Below are 19,899 nucleotides of genomic sequence, written 5' to 3'. Positions count from 1 at the left end.
CAAAAGAACCAAAAGAAGTGTTTTCTTCCATATTATTCTTTATTTTTCATGTGAGGTTTGTTTACCGTTTTCATAAGTTCCTGTATGCTTAAGATAGAATGTTAGATGAAGTGTGGTGTTTATCATAGAAGAGAATATTTTTAGTCATATCCGGACAACATTTCATAGTTTGTCCCCTACCCAGAAAAAGATTGCCAATTACATTTTACAAAACCCTCAGAAAGTTGTGCTTCATTCGATTAGTGCACTCGCTGCTGAATGCAACACAAGTGAAACGACGATCTTTCGTTTTCTGCGAAAAATCGGCTATGAGTCCTATCAAGTGTTTCGTGTCCATGTCGCGCAGGATATTGCGACCAATACACCTCAATCCATATACGGTGAGATCGAAGCATCTGATAGTGTCGCAGATATTAAACATAAGGTCATAGAGTTAACAACCAACTCTATTCAGGATATGAAACATATTTTAGAAGACCAAGCTGTGACACAATTTATTGAGCAAATGAAACAGGCTCATAAAACCGTCTTCTTTGGAGCAGGTGCCTCCAGTTTTATTGCCGGAGATGCCTATCATAAGTTTCTCCAGCTTGGCTTTGAAGTGAGTCTATGCAGTGATCCTCATATGATGAATATGATTGCAACACATGCAACGGAACATGATTTTATCGTCGCGATCTCACATTCAGGGGAAAGTAGAGAAATCCTTGATGCCGTGCAATTTGCAAAGGAAAAAGGTGCAACGGTCGCCTCGATTACGAGCTATCCGAAATCAGAGCTCGCCAAGAAATCCGACTTTCATCTGCTCAGTTCATCGAGAGAAACAACCTATCGTTCTGACTCAATGATTTCTCGTATTAATCAGCTTGTGATTATTGATGTTTTGTACGTCACAGCTGTTTTAGAATTAGGATCAAATGCAATCGACAACGTCAAACGTTCTCGATTAGCTGTAGCTAAAAATAAAACATAATCGACCATAGACCGGAGCTGTTTCCGGTCTTTTTTTTTGTGACTTTTCTCATATTTTCCGTTGACACATTCCTATTTCGTCATGTACATTAAGTGAACAATAGTTTATTTCCTACTATTAATTTAAATCGATAGTATATATACTAACAAAATGAAAAGAAAGCGCTTTTTGTAAGGGGTTTCTAAATAGGAGGCGGACAAAATGGCAAAACAAATTGGATTCATTGGATTAGGCATTATGGGGAAACCTATGGCACTCAATCTATTAAAAGCCGGTCATACTGTGACTGTTTTCGATATTCATACAGAAGCTGTTCTAGCATTAAAAGAAGTGGGCGCAAATGCCGCTGCATCAGCTGCTGAGGCAGCATCTGAAAGCGATATCATAATCACGATGCTTCCAAAAGGTGAGCATGTAGAAGCAGTCGTAGCAGGTGAACAAGGCATATTGGCTACAGCAAAACCTGGCACGATTATTATAGATATGAGCTCTATTTCACCTGTTACTTCTAGAGCATTAGCGGCACTGGCAAAACAGCATCAGGTCGAATTTATCGATGCTCCTGTCAGTGGCGGAGAGCCAAAGGCGATAGACGGGACACTTGCGATTATGGCGGGCGGAGAAGAAGAGATCTTTGAACAAGTAAAGGATGTCCTCTATGCCATGGGCACAGATGTCGTATTAGTTGGATCAAATGGAAGCGGGACAACCGCTAAGCTTGCGAATCAAATCATCGTCAACTTAAATATCGCTGCCATGTCCGAGGCACTCGTCCTTGCCGCTAAGTCTGGCATTGCGATTGATAAAATGTATGAAGCCATCCGAGGTGGACTGGCAGGAAGTGCTGTCCTCGATGCGAAGGTTCCTCTCATTTTAGAACGAAACTTTGAGCCTGGCGGACGTATTGACATCAACTTAAAGGATTTAACCAATGTCATGGAAACTGCCCACGATATCGGCGTTCCTCTCCCGCTTTCTAGTCAGCTGCTAGAAATCTTCCACGCCCTCAAAGCGGACGGAAAGTCTGGACTTGATCACGGCGGAATCGTTCAATATTACGAAAAAATGGCTCATGTTGAAGTAAAGAAAGGATGAGGTTCTATGAAACAAAGCATTGAGTTACTAAATGCCATTCCGAAAGCGGATTCAGACCGCATTCAATCAGCATACGAACAAGCACTAAACCATTTCCACCATAAAGTGATTGTATTAGACGATGACCCAACAGGCATTCAAACCGTACACGGCGTCTCTGTTTTCACCGATTGGTCAGAGAAAAGCATTGAAGCTGGTTTTCTTGAAGACAGCCGTATGTTCTTTATCTTAACCAACTCTCGCAGTATGACAGAGAAAGAAACGGCGGTTCTTCATGAAACGATCGCATCAACGATTGTAAAAACGGCTGAACGGCTTGATCAAGATTTCATCATTGTCAGCCGGGGGGACTCCACCCTGCGTGGACACTTCCCGCTAGAGACTGAAATTCTCAGAACGACCATTGAACAGCAAAGCTCCCGCCAATTTGACGGCGAAATCCTTCTTCCCTTTTTTAAAGAAGGCGGCCGCTTTACGATTGGCAATATTCACTACGTACAGGAAGGTCACGAATTAATTCCTGCTGGTGACACAGAATTTGCATTGGATCGTACATTCGGATTTCAATCTTCTCACCTCGGAGAATGGATCGAAGAGAAATCAAACGGATCGTTCACTAAGGAAAACACTACTTATATTTCTTTAGAAGATATCCGGGCTTTACGTATTGAACAAATCAAGGATCAGCTGATGACCGTGAAGGATTTTCAAAAAGTGGTTGTAAATGCAGTAGACTATGACGATGTCAAAGTCTTTGTCATTGCCCTCATAGATGCCATCAAAGCAGGTCAGCACTTTCTATTTAGAAGTGCGGCAGCTCTCACAAAAGTGCTTGGCGGTGTTGAGGATCAAGCACTATTAACTAGACAAGACTTAATACAGGAAGAAAGCACGCACGGTGGCCTCATCATGGTCGGCTCCCATGTCAAAAAAACAACCGAACAATTGCGAGCGCTGCAGCAAAATAAAGACATTGCATTTATTGAATTTGATACACACCTCGTGTTAGAACCTGAAGCATTTCAAGAGGAAATTGACCGCGTGATTCAACAAACTGAACGGCTTTTAACAACCGGGCAATCGGTTGCTGTTTATACAAGGAGAGAACGGCTTGATCTTGGGGACGATCGTCAAGAGGAAGAATTGAAACTGTCTGTTCAGATTAGTGATGCTGTGACAAGCATTGTTCAGCGCCTCTCCATTCGCCCTAAGTACCTCATTGCCAAAGGTGGAATCACCTCAAGCGATATTGGAACAAGAGGACTCAGCGTCAAACGTGCGACCGTCGCAGGTCAAATCAGACCAGGTATTCCCGTTTGGCAAACAGGAGAAGAAAGCAAATTCCCATTTATGTCTTATGTGATTTTCCCGGGAAATGTTGGCTCAAAGGATACGTTAAAAGAAGCAGTAGACATACTTGAAGGATAAAGCAGAGGGGGCGTTCACGCTCCCTTATGCAGCACAAAGGAGGAAAGATCATGTCGTTAGTTTTTATCGGACTTGGCGTTTTGTTATTACTTTTACTCATGGTTGTCTTTAAGTTAAACGCTTTCATTTCGTTGATTATTGTCTCTTTAATCGTTGCCGTTTTAGAAGGCATGTCACCACTTGAAGCGATTGCTTCAGTCGAAAAAGGGCTTGGAAGTACACTCGGCCATCTGGCGTTGGTTCTTGGCTTTGGAGCGATGCTTGGTAAATTGATGGCTGATTCTGGCGGTGCTCAGCGTATTGCCATGACACTCATCGACCGCTTTGGTATCGGGAAAATCCAATGGGCGACGATGCTGACTGGATTTGTTATCGGAATTGCTCTATTTTATGAAACCGGATTCATTATTCTTATTCCATTAGTCTTTACCATTGCTCAAGCCGCAAGACTTCCTGTGTTGTATGTGGGAATGCCGCTCGTCGCTGCACTCATTACAACACATGGCTTCCTCCCTCCTCACCCAGGGCCGACAGCCATTGCCAATGTATTTCAAGCCAACATGGGACAAACCTTATTGGTTGGAATTATTTTAGCCATTCCTGCTGTTTTAGTAGGCGGACTTCTGTTTACGAAACTATTTAAGAAAGACCAACTGCATGCACACATTCCAAAGGACTTGTTTAATCCAAAGGAATTTACAGAAGAGGAAATGCCAAGCTTCGGCATTAGTATTTTCACCGCTATTTTACCTGTATTGCTCATGACATTCAGAGCATGTTTAGAAATTTTCTTCCCGTCCTCCCCGCTGCTACCGGCAGCTGAGTTTTTAGGCGAGCCGGCGATTGCCCTATTAATCTCTGTGCTGCTTGCCATCTACACATTTGGTCTTGGCAGAGGAAAGAGCATGCAGGACGTCATGAAGTCGATTACAGATTCAATTGGCTCCATTGCGATGATTTTATTGATCATTGCAGGCGGCGGCGCCTTTAAACAGGTGCTCATTGACAGCGGTGTTGATCAATACATTGCAGGGATTATGCAAGGAAGCACACTGTCTCCTCTGCTCCTCACTTGGCTGATTGCAGCTGTCCTTCGTGTCTCTTTAGGGTCAGCAACTGTCGCGGGTCTCACAGCAGCTGGCATTTCTGCACCGCTAATTGGTTTGACGGGAGTTAGCCCCGAACTAATGGTGATTGCAACAGGCGCCGGCAGTATAACATTCTCTCATGTGAATGATGCAGGTTTCTGGATTTACAAAGAATACTTTAATTTGTCGATGGCTCAAACTTTTAAAACTTGGACATTGATGGTGACTGTTCTATCACTTGTTGGATTAGCCGGTGTTCTCGTCGCTGATTTGTTTATGTAGGAAAATAAATAGGAAAAACCATTGACTTTTTCTCGAAAAGATTGAATAATTGTGTTTATTAAGAAAATTGAATCAAAGGTAACCTTATTAAGAGTGGTGGAGGGACTGGCCCTGTGAAACCCGGCAACCGCTGTTCCTAGGAACAGAATGGTGCTAATTCCTTAAGCAAGCTGATGCTTGTTTGAAGATAAGGCAGAGATCTCACAGTATATGATGCTCTTCCTTATCCAAGGAAGAGCTTTTTTATTTGATTTATAACCTGAAGAAAGAAGGGATTCAGCATGACACAAGTACAAACCATTGGTAAGAAAACAACAAAGCCGCCATTTCGCGCAGATCAAGTAGGGAGTTTACTTCGTTCTGAACGCATCAAAGAAGCACGTAAGCAAAAGGCAGACGGTACACTGACAGCAGAACAGCTCAGACAAATTGAAAACGAAGAAATCACTCGTATTGTAGAGAAGCAAAAAGAAATTGGATTAGAGGTTGTCACAGATGGAGAATTCAGACGTGCATGGTGGCATTTTGACTTTCTAGAAGGGCTTGATGGGGTCGAAGGATTTGAAGCAGACCAAGGCATTCAATTCCACAATACGACGACAAAAGCGAGAGGCATCAAAGTAACAGGTAAGATTGATTTTACTGATCATCCAATGCTAGAGGATTATCGCTTCCTTCACAGCATCGCGGGTGATCATACGGCTAAAATGACGATTCCAAGTCCGAATATGCTCTTTTTCCGTGGAAAGCTTGAAGAAGGTGTGTACGACAGCTTAGATGATTTTCACCATGACGTGGCACAAGCTTATAAAAAAGCCATCCGTGCTTTTTATGATGCAGGCTGCCGTTACTTACAGCTAGATGATACAGCTTGGGCTGTGTTCTTTTCTGAAAAAGGACATGAACAAATCAAAGCTTTTGGCCGCGAGGAAGATGAACTGCGTGAATCGTTTGCGAAAACAATCAATGAAGCGGTTGCCGATCGACCAGATGATTTAGTGATCACCATGCACATTTGCCGTGGTAACTTTAAATCAACTTGGGCAGCCGAAGGTGGTTATGAGGCAGCGGCAGAAACGATTTTTGCGGGTCTCGATTTGGATGGTCTCTTCTTAGAATTCGACGATGACCGTTCTGGCGGATTTGAACCCCTGCGTTATGTGAAAAATCCAAACCTTCAAATCGTACTAGGTCTTGTCACTTCAAAGTACGGAGAACTTGAACCCGTCGATCAGATCAAAAGACGAATCGAGGAAGCGGCTCAATATGTGGACATCAACCAAATCTGTTTGAGCCCACAATGCGGATTCGCCTCAACAGAGGAAGGCAACTTGTTAACAGAAGAGCAACAATGGGAAAAGCTGCGTCATGTGATTGAGATTGCGGATCAAGTGTGGAAATAGGCGGAAATCTGCAGAAAAAGCTTACCGTCATAATAAAGAACCGCTTTTTTGGCGGTTCTTTATTTTTTGTCATCTCTATCAACATTATATGAAGTTTAATCGTCATACTTCTATAGTAGAGTTAAGAAGATAATGAATATAAGTTATCTTCTTAAAAACCATCTTTTATACTCATAAGTTGTCTTACAACAAGTTGTGTAGATTGATATACATCTAAGTCATCTTTCTTTCTTGCCAGTATATCCCCTACTGAAATTCCCTTGAAATCGTTTGGTAAATTATTTATCATTGATTTTAATTTTTCTTCTACCTTTTTTCGTTCATTTTCATCCAAAAGGTCAATATTAACAAGTTCTCTCCATTCGTCTTTTTGAATCAATCGATTCCTTAATTCTATTAAAATTAGATCTAGCCAAGCTGGCTGACCGAAGGTAAAGTTTAATGCAATGGTTTCTTCAGAAGAACTAGTTGAATGCCAACAACCTCTTGGAAGAAATAAAAATGATCCCGTATCCAAAATCAATTCCCTTCCATTAGATAAATTTTCATCAGGAAAATCACCATTCCAATACGACTTTAATGGATCTGGCAAATGAGGAGCCTCAATTAATTCATAATGTTGAAGTGGATTCACTGTATTAAAATTTTCAGCCAACTTCCATTTCTTTTTCCCTTTAAGTTGAAAAATGAAATTGCAATACGCATCAAAATGTGCTGAAAATCCAGCTGATTCTTTAACAGCGTACAATACTGCTTTTGCCATTGTTCCCTCAGGCAAGCCTAAAAGATTATCCTATACCATTTAGAATTCAATTTAGTGGATATACAGCTCTCTAAAACCATAAACGCCTTCCTAGATTAAAATAACCGATGATTCTAGCCATCTTTTGTATTTTCTCCAATTTCTTTTTTACAAACTATCAATCTATTTGCAACATCAATCTACTCATCACTATTACTTTATAAACATAAAATTTGTCAAAAAATCATTGTTTAAATATTGAAAAAAATATAAATGACATGCTATTATCTCTTTTGTTAGGATATAAAATAGGAATTTAATACATATATAAGAGGAATGTTACATCAAAAAAATTATAAAACTCCATGTCTTGTTGAGATTCGTAATGTAGTTGTTGCTGGAGGACATTAATAACTAGTTTTTCATACCCTAACACTTTATGAAAGGAGTGTACAATCTTTGCTGACTCATGGTGAATGTTATTTATATAATGATTTTGTCAAAGAAAATCAACTATACATATATCCTTTGAAGATAATAAAATCTTAAATCATACCCTGACACAAACGAGCCAAAGCTACAATCTTGGTACCTTGTTATAGAAAAAAGAATGAAGGGAATCACAATGAAGAATAATACAATTTTCGTAAAAAATCCTGATAATGAACAAGAAAGTACTTAGTAGGTATCATTATCGAACCGGGCATGTCCCTAAATCAAGTCGCAGCTGATTTTTATGAACGAATTGACGGACAAAGAGAGTTTATTTCAATAGTAACGGAAATTGCTGAAGAATATGATACAGATGTTCAAACTTGTATCAAAGACCTCCAAGCATTGAGTAAACAATTAATTGAAAAGGAAGTTGTATATGTAAAATGAATAAACTGAATGATGATATTCTAGAAAACATCTATAAAAACATTTCAACTAAGAGAAGCAAAACAATCGTTAATTACATTGCAATGCTAATGGCACTAGCAAGAGATCATGAACTAAACGAGGATGATTTAATTAATTGGATTCACAGTAAATTAAGTGCAATAGGATATTTTCAAGAAAAAAACCGTTTATTTACTCAAAACAAATTAGATGAATTTGTCGTAGAGTTTATTGAAGGAAGAGCACTATTATATGATGATATCAACATAACTGAAACAAAACAAAACGAATATGTCATCAGTAGCAAATTGTGGTACAAAAAGAATCCACCTGAAAGTTTTTTTTATTTTGGTATTGACCCTGAAGATTTTTCGAACTACGCACAAAAACTTGCTCAAATAAACGCCGAAAAACTAGGTATCTCAATCAATTTTTCTAAGGATCAAGCGAATGACAACGAAATAGCTCATATCCAGCTTTCAAAAAAATGGTCTCTTTCAGAAGAATTGACAGTAACTCAGCCAAGTTCAAAAGACTTTTCTTGGTTAACATGTTTTTTCAATGAACATTGGGGTGGAACGACTATGGTGTCTAAAGGGACAACTTATAATGTTTTAAATGAAAACATTATGTTGGCTAAACGTGGAGATACTATAGTAGGAATATTAGTTTACAAAATATTCAAAGAAGAGGCGGAAATCCTGACTTTAGAGGCTCTAGAAAAGTACCATGGGGTTGGCAGTAAATTGCTTTTTGAGTTAGAACAACATCTAAAAACACAAAATATACAATCTATTAATTTAATCACTAGTAATGATAACTTAAATGCCATTAGGTTTTATCAAAGAAAGGGATATTCTTTCAAAAACATCTATATCGGTGCAATTGATAAAGCAAGAATGCTTAAGCCGACAATTCCCTCTATAGGAAATTACGGAATAAATGTCAAAGATGAATTAGAATTTGAAAAAAGGTTGATACGATGACTATAAAAAGCAGATTGATTGTTATTGCGATTTCACTTTTAACTTAAACCAAGACGCAGCTCTCACGATTAATACATTACACATTCCAATACTAAAAGAAAACATAGATGTTTTAATGCCTTTACAAGAGGATAACTTATTATATATCACTATTAATAATAACATTGAATACCTTGTTGATTCACGCGATGATTATGAATGGTTTACTTTTTTAAGTAAAATCAATGGTATCAAATCCATAAAAGATATTTTATCTCAAAATAATCAAAATTTTAGAGATATAAAAGAAAGACTTGAAGAATCAGTATTACTTGATATTATCGAATTAAAATCACTTTTTGAAGATCAAAGCTCTTCTTCAAAAGCATAAATAAATATATTCGAAAGATCATATGATTTATTTGAACCACGCAAAAATTTAAAGTGTGGTTTATTTTTTGTGCAATTTTGTCTTTTTCATAAAACAAAAAGCATTATCATTCCAAAGTGACACCTAAAGAATGATAATGCCTCGATTCAAATTGTTTTCATCGTTTTATGACACCGTGTGTTCTCAAAGAAACCAAATATTTTCTCTATTTAGTCGTCTAAATGCTTTCCATTTGTCGCAATCACTTGTTTATACCAATCAAAGCTTTTCTTTTTCTTTCGATCTAATGTACCGTTGCCTTCATTGTCACGGTCGACATAAATGAAGCCGTAGCGTTTTTTCATTTCAGCTGTTGATGCACTGACAAGATCAATTGGGCCCCAGCTTGTATAGCCGATCAGATCAACGCCGTCTGCGATCGCTTCTCTTGCCTCAAGCAAATGACTTCTTAGGTAATCAATTCGGTAATCGTCTTGAATGGAGCCGTCTTCTTCTACTTGATCCACAGCACCCAATCCATTTTCTACGATAAACAATGGTTTTTGGTAGCGGTCATATAGTTGGTTTAGTGTTGTACGAAGTCCTTTTGGATCAATTTGCCATCCCCAATCACTTGCTTCTAGATAAGGGTTTTTCACGCCTTCAAATAGGTTGCCACCAGTCACTTGTCCAAGTACCTCTGGATCTGTACTTGTCACAAAACTCATATAATAGCTGAAGCCAATATAGTCGACTGTATGGTTTCTTAGAATGTCTTCGTCACCGTCTTGGAATTCAATGTTGATGTTATTTTCCAGGAAATAACGTTTCATATATCCAGGGTAATAGCCTCTTGACTGTACATCTGAGAAGAACAATGTTTTACGATCTTGATCAATCGCAGCAAACATATCTTCTGGTCTTGAGCTGTACGGATAAGTTGTCATCGCTGCAATCATACAACCGATTTTCGCATCAGGAATGATTTCGTGTCCTGCTTTAACAGCTAGAGCACTTGCAACAAACTGATGATGCGCAGCTTGATATTGAATGCTTTTCTCGTCTTCGCCTTCTTCAAATACAAGGCCACCCCCTGTGAAAGGAGCATGTAAGACGACGTTAATTTCATTGAAGGTCATCCAATATTTCACTTTATCTTTAAAGCGAGTGAACAATGTTTTAGCGTATGTTTCATAAAGACCCACAAGCTTACGGTTTCTCCATCCGCCGTAGTTTTTCACAAGTGCAAGTGGCATTTCATAGTGAGAGATCGTGACAACTGGCTCAATTCCATGCTTATGCAGTTCATCAAATACTTTTTCATAGAAAGCGAGGCCCGCTTCATTCGGTTCCGCATCATCGCCATTTGGGAAAATACGTGGCCAAGAAATGGATAGTCTGAAGCACTTGAATCCCATTTCTGCAAACAGGGCAATATCTTCTTTGTAGCGATGATAGAAGTCGATCGCATCATGATATAAGTTAAGGTCTTTCATTGATTCATCGAATGGGTGCATAATACCGTGTGGTGATACATCCGCTGTGGATAAGCCTTTTCCATCTTTGTTATAAGCGCCTTCAATTTGGTTGGCGGCTACTGCGCCGCCCCATAAGAAACCTTTAGGAAATGTTTTTTCTAAATTGGTCATGTTGAATGCCCTCCTCATTTTCTTCTACACTGACTGTAAGCAATGTCTCTTTTACTGTAATCGGCCCATCTGTTTTCGCATCAACTTGTGCATAATCATTTGTGTTGGTGACGATAATTGGCGTTGTTACATCATAGCCTTCTTGCTGAATGCCCTCGATATCAAATTCAACGAGCACATCTCCTGCTTGAACAAGATCACCTGACTCTACATGACTTGTGAAATGTTTACCGCCAAGTTTTACTGTATCAATCCCCACATGGATGAGAAGCTCTGTGCCTTGATCACTCTTTAAACCAATGGCATGTTTCGTTTGGAAAATGGTTTCAACCTTGCCGTTGAACGGTGCTACTACACGTCCAACTGTTGGGACAATGGCTGTTCCTTTACCCATGATTTCATTAGAGAATGTTGCATCATTTACTTGATTGAGCGGCTGTAGTTGACCTTCAAGCGGGCTTTGTACCACTTCATTTTGAAGCGCTACTGTGTCTTTCTTTTCTTCTGGTTTGTCTGCTTTTGTATCATCTTTCACTGGTACATCTTTGAACCCTAGAACAAGTGTCATGATGGTTGCTACAACAAAGCCGATCACTAACCCAATGATGGAGTACACAAATGTCGGTCCAATGAACGTTGGGAGACCTGGAAGACCTGCTGATCCTGATATCACATATGACTTTACTTTGAAGATAGACATGAACACGCCGCCTGCTGCTGCACCAATGAGGGCTGCAAGGAACGGTTTTTTCAATCGCATGTTCACACCATACATAGCAGGTTCAGTAATACCCATTAACGCAGTGATACTTGTAGACATCGCCAATGATTTGAATGTTTTGTTTTTTGATCTTAAGAAGACACCGAATGCTGCGCCTGCTTGTGCCATATTCGCTACAAACATCATTGGAAGAATGAAGTCAAAACCGTTTAATGTAATGTTGTTGATCATGATTGGAAGTAGTGCATAGTGCATGCCCGTAATGATCAATGGTGACATAAAGCCACCGATTAAGAGTCCGGCCAAAATACCTGCATGTTTGAACAATAAATCAATTCCACCTGAAAGGCCATTTCCGATAATCCCACCAAGCGGTCCAACCGCGATGAGCATAACTGGTACCACGACAAGAAGTGTAACTGTTGGAACAAGAATGATTTTTAGTGATTTCGGACTATATTTTTCCGCGAATCTTTCAACATATGAGCCGAGCCAGATAGTGAGTAGAATTGGAATCACCGATGAAGAGTACACAACGGCAACCACTGGTAGCCCTAGAAATTCTGTATTTCCTGCGCCTAGTAAAGCCGTTAACTGCGGGTGCAGTGCGGCTGCTGCAATGGCAGCGGCGATATACTGATTTGTGCCAATTCTTTTGGCTACGCTTACAGCAAGCAGAATCGGTAAGAAGTAAAAGGCTCCGTCTCCGATAGCTGTTAAAATCGCATATGTGCTGCTTTTATCTGAGATCCATTGGAACGTCAGCATTAATGCCAAGATCCCTTTGATCATACCAGCTCCAGCGATGGCTGGAAGAATCGGTGTGAAGACACCAGAGATAAAATCGAAAAGTTTAGAAATCACATTTTGTTTTGAAGCTTCTTCTGAACCGCCTGATTTCACATCGGCTGATAACCCAGAATCAGCAATCATTGCTTGATAGACGTTTGATACGTCGTTGCCAATAATGACATGGTATTGACCGCCGCTTTGATTCACGCCCATGACGCCGTCTGTTGATTGCAGCTTCTCTTTATCCGCTTTGCTTTCATCGTATAGGTTGAAGCGGAGCCTTGTCATACAGTGCGTGACTTGCTTTACATTCTTTTCACCGCCGACAAGCTCTAGAACTTCTTTTGCTGTTTGTTTGTGGTTCATTGTGTAACCCTCCAATCGTTGATTTCATCTTGATATAGAAAAAACCTAAACATCCATTAATGCCCGAAAAATAGCGATTCAGACATTAATCGATATTTAGGTTTTGCCTGCTTAACCAGTAACAATCCTTCATAGCGATTGATCGTTATTCAATTTTATAAGTCTTTAGATACAAAAAACCTAAATCACGCCTTATCAAAGATAGGGACAATGATTTAGGTTTTGCCTGCTTGACCAGTAACAATCCTAAAAGATTGTTGGTTATTGAGTTTATAGTTATAAATTAGCATGTTAATTTTGATATGTCAACGCTTTCTTTTTGATTTATTTTCTTTTTATGACTCGATCGATGTGCAAAGTTAAGTATAACATCTCATCTTCTATGAGACTTCGGTTGTATTCTTTTTGAACATAGTCATTAATTTTCTCCGCACATTGAAAAGCGGCTGTATTTTTTTCCTTTACCACTTCATACAGAAACTCATTTTGATTTTCCATTTGTGTTTCGTTAAACAGACGCTGTCCAAAAAACTTCAAATGCGTGACAAAACGGAAATAGTTTAATGATTCTTCGTCCAAATCAATTTGGAAATGATACTTTACGATGTTCAAAATATCTTGAATCAGTTTTGTAATTTGAATGACATTCGGCATTTCCTCATTCAGTTCTGCATTGACAATATGCATCGCAATAAAGCCTGCTTCATCCTCGGGAAGATGGATGTTGAGCTTGTCCTGTATGATCCGAATCGCTTCTACACCACACATGAATTCCTCTTTGTACAGCCGTTTGATTTCCCAAAGCAAGGCATTTTTAATGTCCATTCCTTTTTGATGACGTTCAATAGCAAAGGTAATATGATCCGTTAATGTGACATAGATGCTGTCATTTAAATTTTTGTTAAGGGTCGTTCTTGCGTGATCGATAATTGCCTCACACACTTGCATATACTCGATCGGAATATCATAAAGCAGGGTTTTGAATTTTTCTGATATATCTTTATTTTGAATGGAAAATACTTTTTCGATACGTTCTTCGTCAATCGGGTCTCCGCTTTTCTTTTGAAACGCAATCCCTCTGCCCATAATGACCAGTTCATGCTGCTCGTCATCATACGCACTGACCACATTATTGTTGATTACTTTCGAAATGATCAATTGATCCCCCCCCAGTACATTCCGCTTTTTCGAGCATTTCATTGTTGATTGATATGTCATTTTATTATTATTTTCAAAAAAGAGGACTTTAAGATGATTTTACATTTTTTTTTGATACGGTCAACTAGAAAGAATGACATATTACCTCTCAGAAATGACGATTTAGGGGCAAAAAGGCTAAAAATAGACAAAAAACACTCTTCAAAAAGAGTGTTTTTTACAAAATTAGGAGCAATCCCAGTTATAGACGACATTTTCGAAATGTTTTCGTTTGAGGTCTTCTGGTTTGATAAAAAAGTTGGCAATGCCGCAATCTCCCCACAACATGTCCACTTCATCATCTGAGTCAATTTGCAATAATAGCACAGTATGTTCTTGGTCTACATAGGTACGCGGGTCTTCTTGTGTAAAACCTGGGTATCCGCCAACTTTATGGCCAAAACCACTTGCTGTCTCATAAAATTCATCTAGCAAATGATCTGCTTCATCACCATCAATACCAACAGCATCTTCGAATAGATCCCAGCTTTGCTTTCCTGTGACTTTTTCAAAGCGGAAATCTCCTACACTGATCGTTTCGCTTGATAATTCACCTGTAATCGCACCTTCCTTCGTAACTGGAAAATAAAAATCGTCAGGAATTTTCACGAATGAAAAATCAGTCAATAAGTCTTCTTCAGCTAAGAAAGGTTCCTCAATAAATTTGATCCGAAAATCTTTTTGCTCTGTTTTTTGGTCAATATTCATCCCATAAAGATCATCATGTACAGAAATAAACACTTGCAAAAGTCCTGTTTCTGGGTAATCTTTCAGCTTTGGCAGCTGGCCGAAATTGATTTGTGCCAGCAGCTTCATAGGATGACCTTCTCCATCAACGGGATATTCGTCGTTTTTTGGGAAATAAGGATCACCTGCTATTTTGCTGTCATATGGTCCTGTTTTTCCTTGTTTTATCTGTAATTGAATCAGTGGTTTTTCGGTTTGATCTAGCAATGGACGGTAAGGCGCAAGTACTTCTTGCAGCTTTGCTGATTGTGTCAAGATGGTCTTCCTCCTTATGAATAGGTCTAATGATCAAAACAGGTCTCTCTTTTTCTATCATACAGAAGTGTAACTTCCCTGTCAGTGAAAAACCCGTCAATATCATGACAAAAAACTCACTTTAACACGTTAAAAAACCTCCGATACGGCTGGAGGTTTGGTGATTCGTTTATTTATTTCACTTGATAATTCACTAAGTCTGTTGCCAATGATTTCATGGTTTCGTTCGTTTCGTGCAGCCCCTCAATAATTTTTGTGAAAGTGCCAACGAGTTCTGCTTGATGTTCAGAAGAAGCCACGATTTGTGCTATTTCTTCTTCCATTCCTTTGATAGAGCCTTGCACATCTTTTAGCGCTGTTTCAATATCAGTCGTTGCTTGCTTCGCGTGAGTAGACAGCTTTCTCACTTCTGTAGCAACCACCCCAAAGCCTGCTCCTGCTTCACCTACTCTTGCAGCCTCAATGGATGCATTGAGTCCAAGTAAGTTCGTTTGATCAGAGATACCTTTGATGAGATTAGACACTTGGTTGATTTTAGAGGAATTTTCGACAGTGGTTTTTGTATTTTGTAGAATTTGTTCACTTGTCGCTTGTAGTTCCTCTGAATGTGCGGCCACTTGCTGTACCATTGCGACTAGTTTTTCGGAAGCTTCGTTGCTTTCCGTCATGATGTGATCTAATCGTTGTTGATTCGTTTGGTCATATGCTACACAGAAGGCAGCGATCACTTGACCATTGTCATCTTTAATCGGGACGGCGACGATGTCCATAGGAATTCCGTACACCTCTTTAGGAATCTGGATAAACGATGGCTCTCTCCCATTTTTCAACATTGAAAAGTTTTGGAACCCGGGAGCTACAACATCCCCAGCTTTAAACCCTAAGTCAATGTTCCCGTGCTGCTGATAATAAAGAACCTTCTCTTTCCCTAATACAGAAAAGGTTAGCTGCTCTCTCATAGCTAGTCCAACGATTGGTAAAGCGTCTATTATGTTATCAATTCTCTGTGACATTCGCTCACGTTCATCCTCTCTTTTTCTCAGTACACTCTCTTTATCGGTTCTTTATATGATCTATTACAGCCTGCAATGTGTACTAATATCAACCAAATGACCTAAGACATATAAAACAGCCACATTCTATCAAGAGAATGTGGCTGTTTTTAAAAGAAGAAGATGCATATCAACACACTAATGACGATGAAAAAAAGATACATGCAGTCGATCCATGAAGTGCTGATGACATGATAATACGTTCTCTCCCTCGTCCCTGTGAAGCCTCTTGCTTCCATCGCAATGGCTAGTCGTTCAGATTTCCGTACACCTTGCGTGAAAAGTGGGAGTGCATAACGTATAAAGGCTTTCCAGCTGTTTTTTTGCTTGTAACCTCTAATTTTATGTGCAGCCTTCATTTGCTTCAATTCACTTTGAAACAACGGGATAAACCGGAAGCCTGCCAGCATTCCATATGCCCATTTGGGTGACATTCGGCATTGATGGATTAAGCTCATCATAAAGGCCGTCAAATCAGTTGTTGATGTAAAAAGGAGACCAAATGTCACAAAGCCAAGCATTCTAAAAGAAATGGTCAGCCCATTTCTTAAACTCTCCTCTGTGATATGAAACCATGCCCACTTCCAAACTGTATGATCTCCCTTGCCAAAGGCCGCGATCATCCAAAACACGAGAATGAAAAAGAGCAGATAAGGTACAAGTCTGGTGATGAGGTATTTCAAATTCCAGCCGCCTAGGACAAGTCCAATTCCAAGTGCAAACAGCCAGATGATGAACGTCGTTTTAGGATCAGAAATCGCCATCAGACAGCACATCGCAAGGAGATGGGCGAGTAATTTCATGACTGGATTTACAGTGGATAGAAAGGAGTGATTACTTTGCAATCGTCATCACTTCCTTTCTTTCAGCCATATAGCGGTAATGTAACGGCACTCTCAGCTCACAGGAAGTGACAAGTTCCTGATGAGAAAATAAATCAAAAGGCGTACCATCATAAACATGCTCCCCTTGATGAAAAACAAGCACCTGATCAGCGCACTCATCAACGAGTTCCATATCATGTGTGACCATGATAATAGTGGTGCCTTGTCGTTGACGTTCTTTTAAACGCCGGATTAACTCCCTCGCCGTTTTCTCATCCTGCCCGAAGGTCGGCTCATCTAAAATGAGTACATCCTGATCAAAAAGAAGCATCGTGGCAACACTTAATCTTCTTTTTTGTCCTAAGCTTAAGGTGAAAGGATGCGCATCTCTATGCTTCTCTAGGCCGAACTCTACCAATAGCTGATTCGTTTTTTCTTGCACAACAGGCTCTGGCCAATTTCGCTGTCTCCCACCAAATGCGATTTCATCAAACACTGTGTCCTGTATAAATTGAAGTTCTGGATTTTGAAATACAAAGCCTGCTTTTTCATATAATGTTCGGTCAGACCACTTTTTCAGGTGTTTTCCTTTTAAGAAAATGTGACCTTTCTTTATTGGTTCTAAACGGATGACATGTTTAAGAAACGTACTTTTTCCGCTGCCATTTTCACCGATGATCGCAACCCAATCTCCTGCTTTTATATCTAGATGCAGGTCATCTATAATGCTTTTTTTTCCGTGGCTTAGTTGTAGATGATCTGTGCGAATAATGATCTCTCGATTTGTTGATGACAATTTCTCATGACGTTCTTTTCTCGCCTCAAAGGTTTGCAAGAGTGTTTGACTCAGTGGATGAAACGGATCTTGTACGATAGTAGACCATTTCTCGGGAAATATTTTCGGACGCCAGATGCCGGCCTCTTTCATTTCTCCCTCAAATGTGTTCATCACGTCTTTTGGCGTTCCATCTGCTATGATACGGCCTTGATGATCTAATAAGATCACCCGATCCATCCACTCGATGACACCGTCTAACACATGCTCCACAAAAATCATCGTCTGATTCTGTTCAGCCGAAAGCTGCTGAAGTAATTGAAATATCTCCATTCTTCCTGCTGGATCAAGCTGTGCTGTCGGTTCATCAAAGAACAGGACATCTGGCTCTAATGCTAGTAAACAAGCAAGCGCCAACCGCTGTTTCATGCCGCCAGATAAGGTATGAATATCTGTATTTGGGTCGACATCCAGCTGTACCTTTTTCATGAGATGCTGAATCATGTCATCCATTTGTTCTCGAGGGACAGATCGATTCTCTAAGCTAAACGCAATTTCTTCGTTGACTCGGTGCATACAAAACTGCGAATCTGGGTCTTGAAACATGACACCAGTATGCCTTTGCCGCATCACTTCTCCCTGTACTTCAGCTTCCATATGCTCTGGAATAATGCCAGCAAGCACAGAAATCAGCGTAGATTTCCCGCTTCCACTTGGTCCTAATATCAGCACCTTTTCCCCCTTTTGAATAGAAAGAGATACTTGATGAAGAACGGGATTCGCCTGTTCATAAAAACGGACAGTGAGATTACTGCACGCGAGAAATGAATCCATGCTGGTCACCCTTACTTCGTTTTTCTTTCATGATGGCATATTGATTCAGCACACCCGTTTTAGATAATGCATCCACCACAACCTTTGCCAAGCAACCGCCGAGTAACATACCGCTGATGACTTGAGTGACAAGTGTCATGAGTAACACTTGAGGCGTGTAATAGCCGAATCCATTGGCAATGAGGCTATATGCCATTGCCCCTACTGCTGCAAAGGCACCAGACAACATGAGTGTCCACATGCGATATCGCTTATAGCCAAAAAGAGCGAAGGCGATTTCTGCTCCAAGTCCTTGGCATACACCAATCAAAAGCGCAGAAAGACCGAAGTGGCTGCCTGTCAGTAATTCCACGGCAGCGGCAGCTGTTTCTGCGATGAGGGCAGCGCCAGGCTTTTGGATAATGTAAGCAACGATTGGACTGGCAATGACCCAAATTCCGAACATGATGTTGCCTCCTGCTGGACCGACAAGGGCTGTAATCGGTAAATAAAGAGTCGACCACCCTAAATAGATGACTCCGCATGCCACTGATAAAATGACAGCAAGAACGACTTCTTTCATCTTCCATGTCATGAAGAATGCACCTCCATTTGGACAGGCCACTCTTCGACAGTAAAGGCCATGTCCCAGAATTTATACTCAAGCTGACAGCTTAAGATGAAGTGCTGTTTCATTTTCTCCTTTTCCTTCTCACTTGCTCCTTCCGCCCACTGATCAAGCCGTTTGCAAAGCTCCACTGTAACAGAGTCCGTTAACCCGCCATAAAACGTAATCCACTCATAGAATGGATGGGCAGGGTCGGGCTCAACATCTTTAAGCATTCGTTTGCCTATTTCCCAATAGGTCCAAGGGCAAGGGAGCAAAACCGCAATGATTTCTCCTAGCGTCCCTTCCTCGGCGACTTGCAGCATGTGATGAATATAGTGATGGGCACTTGGCGCCAAAGACGCACCTTGCAGTTCATCATAAGCGACACCTGCCACTCGGCAAAGGTTTTGATGAGGATGTGTCTCACTATCAAGGACAAAAGCCATTTGTTGATGGAAAAAGGTAATGTCCTCTCTGTCTGTACATCTGCTGATGGCTGCCGCATAAATTTTAATAAAGGCATTTAAATATTCTGTATCCTGTTTGACATAATGAATGATCTGTTCCTTTTCGAGTTCTCCTGCTGCGAGTCCTCTCACAAACGGATGCTGATAAATCGCTTCAAATAATGGTTCTGCTTCTTGCCTTAATTGGGTTGAAAATGTCATAAAAAAAGCCTCCTCTTTTTCAGTTGAATAAATGAAAAAGCCACCCCAAATGGAGCGGCCTTCTTATCGATTCAATCATGAATAAGACAAGGTCCAGCTCCACTTCCCTCCGCTAGTACAAACTAGATCAGGTTCAAAGGGTCCAAGATTTCCTCTTGTCTCAGTCATACATGACTCCCCTAGTGGACTTTTGTCATTTAAT

General features: G+C 40.2%; 18 protein-coding genes and 2 riboswitches. Of the genes, 8 read left to right on the top strand and 10 right to left on the bottom strand.

The features are described 5' to 3' along the window. The first annotated feature begins 115 nt into the window (after positions 1-115). The 5 genes from ASG46_RS07750 to ASG46_RS07730 all read left to right on the top strand — a co-directional run bounded on the left by ASG46_RS07750 (position 116) and on the right by ASG46_RS07730 (position 6,269). A complete protein-coding gene (locus ASG46_RS07750) occupies positions 116-973 on the top strand; it encodes a MurR/RpiR family transcriptional regulator (RefSeq protein WP_024719230.1) in 858 nt (285 codons plus the stop codon). A gap of 201 nt (positions 974-1,174) precedes the next feature. Next, positions 1,175-2,068, top strand: a complete 894-nt coding sequence (garR, locus tag ASG46_RS07745) for a 2-hydroxy-3-oxopropionate reductase (RefSeq protein WP_041091244.1) — start codon at positions 1,175-1,177, stop codon at positions 2,066-2,068. A 6-nt stretch (positions 2,069-2,074) separates the two neighbouring features. Further along, on the top strand, positions 2,075-3,496 hold the full coding sequence (locus tag ASG46_RS07740; RefSeq protein ID WP_056704048.1) for a four-carbon acid sugar kinase family protein: 1,422 nt from the start codon (positions 2,075-2,077) through the stop codon (positions 3,494-3,496). 50 nt (positions 3,497-3,546) lie between these two features. Next, complete coding sequence (locus tag ASG46_RS07735; RefSeq protein WP_008345676.1) at positions 3,547-4,866, top strand: gluconate:H+ symporter; 1,320 nt, start codon at positions 3,547-3,549, stop codon at positions 4,864-4,866. Positions 4,867-4,947: 81 nt separating this feature from the next. Next, positions 4,948-5,060: riboswitch (SAM riboswitch) on the top strand. 87 nt (positions 5,061-5,147) lie between these two features. After that, entirely contained in the window at positions 5,148-6,269 is a 1,122-nt protein-coding gene (locus ASG46_RS07730; RefSeq protein WP_025208229.1) for a 5-methyltetrahydropteroyltriglutamate--homocysteine S-methyltransferase, read from the top strand. A 151-nt stretch (positions 6,270-6,420) separates the two neighbouring features. Here ASG46_RS07730 and ASG46_RS07725 read toward each other — a convergent pair whose 3' ends face one another. Then, positions 6,421-7,032 carry a JmjC domain-containing protein gene (locus tag ASG46_RS07725; RefSeq protein ID WP_234805330.1) on the bottom strand — a complete coding sequence of 204 codons (612 nt, stop codon included), beginning with the start codon at positions 7,030-7,032 and terminating at the stop codon, positions 6,421-6,423. A 684-nt stretch (positions 7,033-7,716) separates the two neighbouring features. Between ASG46_RS07725 and ASG46_RS07720 the strand changes: the two genes are divergently transcribed. The 3 genes from ASG46_RS07720 to ASG46_RS07710 all read left to right on the top strand — a co-directional run bounded on the left by ASG46_RS07720 (position 7,717) and on the right by ASG46_RS07710 (position 9,249). Beyond that, a complete protein-coding gene (locus ASG46_RS07720; RefSeq protein WP_017358652.1) occupies positions 7,717-7,893 on the top strand; it encodes a PqqD family protein in 177 nt (58 codons plus the stop codon). Beyond that, entirely contained in the window at positions 7,890-8,879 is a 990-nt protein-coding gene (locus ASG46_RS07715) for a GNAT family N-acetyltransferase (RefSeq protein WP_017358651.1), read from the top strand. The genes ASG46_RS07720 and ASG46_RS07715 overlap by 4 nt, the downstream gene beginning before the upstream one ends. 115 nt (positions 8,880-8,994) lie before the next feature. Then, the gene (locus ASG46_RS07710) at positions 8,995-9,249 is read left to right on the top strand and encodes a hypothetical protein (RefSeq protein ID WP_025208230.1); all 255 of its coding nucleotides are present in this window, start codon (positions 8,995-8,997) and stop codon (positions 9,247-9,249) included. 209 nt (positions 9,250-9,458) lie between these two features. Here the strand turns inward: ASG46_RS07710 and ASG46_RS07705 are convergent, their stop codons facing one another. The 9 genes from ASG46_RS07705 to tenA all read right to left on the bottom strand — a co-directional run bounded on the left by ASG46_RS07705 (position 9,459) and on the right by tenA (position 19,697). Then, positions 9,459-10,877 (bottom strand): glycoside hydrolase family 1 protein, encoded by a 1,419-nt coding sequence (locus tag ASG46_RS07705; RefSeq protein WP_017358649.1) that lies wholly within the window; start codon positions 10,875-10,877, stop codon positions 9,459-9,461. Further along, positions 10,849-12,756 carry a beta-glucoside-specific PTS transporter subunit IIABC gene (locus ASG46_RS07700; protein WP_056704045.1) on the bottom strand — a complete coding sequence of 636 codons (1,908 nt, stop codon included), beginning with the start codon at positions 12,754-12,756 and terminating at the stop codon, positions 10,849-10,851. Before ASG46_RS07700 ends, ASG46_RS07705 begins: the two co-directional genes overlap by 29 nt. A 324-nt stretch (positions 12,757-13,080) precedes the next feature. Then, positions 13,081-13,914, bottom strand: a complete 834-nt coding sequence (gene licT / locus ASG46_RS07695) for a BglG family transcription antiterminator LicT (RefSeq protein WP_017368351.1) — start codon at positions 13,912-13,914, stop codon at positions 13,081-13,083. Positions 13,915-14,139: 225 nt separating this feature from the next. Next, positions 14,140-14,955, bottom strand: a complete 816-nt coding sequence (locus tag ASG46_RS07690) for a YwqG family protein (protein WP_041508002.1) — start codon at positions 14,953-14,955, stop codon at positions 14,140-14,142. A gap of 173 nt (positions 14,956-15,128) precedes the next feature. Further along, on the bottom strand, positions 15,129-15,584 hold the full coding sequence (locus tag ASG46_RS21610; RefSeq protein WP_255201823.1) for a methyl-accepting chemotaxis protein: 456 nt from the start codon (positions 15,582-15,584) through the stop codon (positions 15,129-15,131). A gap of 533 nt (positions 15,585-16,117) precedes the next feature. After that, on the bottom strand, positions 16,118-16,852 hold the full coding sequence (locus ASG46_RS07680) for an energy-coupling factor transporter transmembrane component T family protein (protein WP_024719222.1): 735 nt from the start codon (positions 16,850-16,852) through the stop codon (positions 16,118-16,120). Continuing rightward, positions 16,842-18,440 carry an ABC transporter ATP-binding protein gene (locus ASG46_RS07675; protein ID WP_056704041.1) on the bottom strand — a complete coding sequence of 533 codons (1,599 nt, stop codon included), beginning with the start codon at positions 18,438-18,440 and terminating at the stop codon, positions 16,842-16,844. Before ASG46_RS07675 ends, ASG46_RS07680 begins: the two co-directional genes overlap by 11 nt. After that, positions 18,415-19,014, bottom strand: coding sequence for an ECF transporter S component (locus ASG46_RS07670; protein ID WP_019743666.1), 600 nt, complete (start codon positions 19,012-19,014; stop codon positions 18,415-18,417). The genes ASG46_RS07675 and ASG46_RS07670 overlap by 26 nt, the downstream gene beginning before the upstream one ends. Continuing rightward, on the bottom strand, positions 19,011-19,697 hold the full coding sequence (gene tenA, locus ASG46_RS07665) for a thiaminase II (RefSeq protein ID WP_056704038.1): 687 nt from the start codon (positions 19,695-19,697) through the stop codon (positions 19,011-19,013). Before tenA ends, ASG46_RS07670 begins: the two co-directional genes overlap by 4 nt. Before the next feature lie 87 nt (positions 19,698-19,784). Beyond that, a riboswitch (TPP riboswitch) is annotated at positions 19,785-19,888 on the bottom strand. Between the last annotated feature and the right edge of the window lie 11 nt (positions 19,889-19,899).

The organism is Bacillus sp. Leaf49 (assembly GCF_001426125.1).
Taxonomy (GTDB): Bacteria; Bacillota; Bacilli; order Bacillales; family Bacillaceae; genus Bacillus; species Bacillus altitudinis.
The sequence above is the reverse complement of the archived record's forward strand: the minus strand, read 5'-3'. Positions and strand labels throughout refer to the sequence as shown.

Excerpts from the sequence above, each read along its gene's own strand:
- ASG46_RS07670 (WP_019743666.1), bottom strand. The coding sequence starts at position 19,014 with ATGACATGGAAGATGAAAGAAGTCGTTCTTGCTGTCATTTTATCAGTG.
- tenA (WP_056704038.1), bottom strand. The coding sequence starts at position 19,697 with ATGACATTTTCAACCCAATTAAGGCAAGAAGCAGAACCATTATTTGAA.
- ASG46_RS07725 (WP_234805330.1), bottom strand. The coding sequence starts at position 7,032 with ATGGCAAAAGCAGTATTGTACGCTGTTAAAGAATCAGCTGGATTTTCA.
- ASG46_RS07675 (WP_056704041.1), bottom strand. The coding sequence starts at position 18,440 with ATGGATTCATTTCTCGCGTGCAGTAATCTCACTGTCCGTTTTTATGAA.
- ASG46_RS07715 (WP_017358651.1), top strand. The coding sequence starts at position 7,890 with ATGAATAAACTGAATGATGATATTCTAGAAAACATCTATAAAAACATT.
- garR (WP_041091244.1), top strand. The coding sequence starts at position 1,175 with ATGGCAAAACAAATTGGATTCATTGGATTAGGCATTATGGGGAAACCT.
- ASG46_RS07700 (WP_056704045.1), bottom strand. The coding sequence starts at position 12,756 with ATGAACCACAAACAAACAGCAAAAGAAGTTCTAGAGCTTGTCGGCGGT.
- ASG46_RS07730 (WP_025208229.1), top strand. The coding sequence starts at position 5,148 with ATGACACAAGTACAAACCATTGGTAAGAAAACAACAAAGCCGCCATTT.
- ASG46_RS07735 (WP_008345676.1), top strand. The coding sequence starts at position 3,547 with ATGTCGTTAGTTTTTATCGGACTTGGCGTTTTGTTATTACTTTTACTC.
- ASG46_RS07740 (WP_056704048.1), top strand. The coding sequence starts at position 2,075 with ATGAAACAAAGCATTGAGTTACTAAATGCCATTCCGAAAGCGGATTCA.
- ASG46_RS21610 (WP_255201823.1), bottom strand. The coding sequence starts at position 15,584 with ATGGTACAGCAAGTGGCCGCACATTCAGAGGAACTACAAGCGACAAGT.
- ASG46_RS07710 (WP_025208230.1), top strand. The coding sequence starts at position 8,995 with ATGCCTTTACAAGAGGATAACTTATTATATATCACTATTAATAATAAC.
- ASG46_RS07720 (WP_017358652.1), top strand. The coding sequence starts at position 7,717 with ATGTCCCTAAATCAAGTCGCAGCTGATTTTTATGAACGAATTGACGGA.
- ASG46_RS07705 (WP_017358649.1), bottom strand. The coding sequence starts at position 10,877 with ATGACCAATTTAGAAAAAACATTTCCTAAAGGTTTCTTATGGGGCGGC.